At 48.4% G+C, this 1612-nt stretch carries 2 protein-coding genes; both read right to left on the minus strand.

All coding sequences use genetic code 11. From position 1 onward, the window contains the following. The coding region (locus tag A3761_RS02255) for an imelysin family protein (RefSeq protein WP_304439570.1) at positions 1–412 on the minus strand (412 nt) is incomplete at its 3' end. Next, on the minus strand, positions 412–1612 hold a 1201-nt coding region (locus tag A3761_RS02260), incomplete at its 5' end, for a di-heme oxidoredictase family protein (RefSeq protein WP_068749720.1). The genes A3761_RS02260 and A3761_RS02255, both read right to left, overlap by 1 nt.

The raw sequence follows: 1612 nt of genomic DNA on the forward strand, positions 1-1612 counted from the left end.
GCTGGAATTTATCTTCATTCAGCAATGTTTTGTCGTCACTTGCTAGAAGAACACCTAGGTGTTTGCCGATATGATTCTTCTTGTCGGGCCAGAACTGTAAGCTATGGCTGCGCATTGAAAACTCTATGGGGCCAAACGTGATATTTTGAATAGATTGCCAGGCATCCATCGTCTTGTGGAAATCACCGATGCTATTATCTAGCGCCTCTTGAGAAGGGCTTTGGCAGAGGCCTTGGGTGCTCTGCTGCAAAGCCTGAGAGGCAGCGCTAAGCGATTGATAAAACGGGATAACAAAGCTATTAACTGTCGCATGGTTGAAGTTTTTCCAGTCAGCTTCACTTGGGGCGGCATGACATACAAATGAGAGGATACAAGCTAAGAAAATACTGGAAATCGTAGAGGTTCTGTTCATTAAAGTGATTCCAAAAAAGTAAGCAGTTGTGCGCGTTGCTCTTGGGGCATTGTTTGTACGGCTTGCTTGGCAGATTCGGCCTCGCCGCCATGCCACATAATTGCTTCAAGTATACTGCGTGCGCGGCCGTCATGCAGAAGAAAATGGCTGCCATTTACGTATTTGTCTGAACCGAGCCCCCAAAGTGGAGCGGTTCTCCATTCCTGTCCGTTTGCCTTAAACTCGGGTCGATTGTCCGCCAGCCCTAGCCCCATGTCATGCAGTAATAGATCGGTGTAAGGCCAGATGGTTTGCATGTTAAGAGAAGTTTGCTCAGTATGCCCGGATGTTTGATAGCTTGGAGTATGGCACGCGGCACAGCCAGCGGAGTGAAAGACGGCTTTTCCTTTATTGACCATTTCTGCATTGTCTATTTTTCGAATGGGTACCGCGATATTTCTTGTATACAGCAATAAAGCATCGGTCATCGCCTTTGGCGCTTCCATGTGGTTGATATCCGGGGCTTGGCGGGTGCGGTTTCCATGGGCTTGTTTTCGGCAGCTTGTTTGTGAAGGAGTGCAGTCGCCCCAATGTTGTGGAAATAACGGTGTACTAATGCCGAGATCCCCCTTGAACGCGCTAGCGTTTTGTTGACGAAGGTTGGGGGTGCCTGCTTTCCAGCCAAAACGGCCAAGTGCCGGTGCTTGTTTTTGCTGATCCCAAACCCAATTGGGTTTGCCTGAAATACCATCTTGGTTACTGTCGTCTGGGTCGGTTTTAGAAAGAATGTCCTGTTCATTTATCGCTTCGATAAGACCCAATCCGATCATGGGCGAGGAAATACGTGGCGAAATCATCAAATCTTCATCCATTGGGCCATACTGAGGCGCTATGATTTGGTAATCCGGCTTTCTTAGGCTAACCATTTCGCCTTCGCTTAGCTGAATTTTTTGTTCTGTATAGCTGACTCGTAGCTGTGCCTCAGCTTGTCCACCCGGGTAGGCAAAGGTCTGTAGCTGAGTGCCATAAGTAGGCTCTGGTATTAGCCCTATGAGGCCACTTTCCAGTGCTCGTTTTTGCTCGGCAGTTTTGGCTGGAGTGCTAAGCCGAAGAAATAGTGCAGGGGAGGTTTTACCTTCTTCTTTTAATATGCCTCGACCATTCTTCTCGTGGCAACGGGAGCAGGATCTTGCATTGTAGAGTGGGCCTAAGCCATCACTT

The organism is Oleiphilus sp. HI0123, assembly GCF_001635315.1.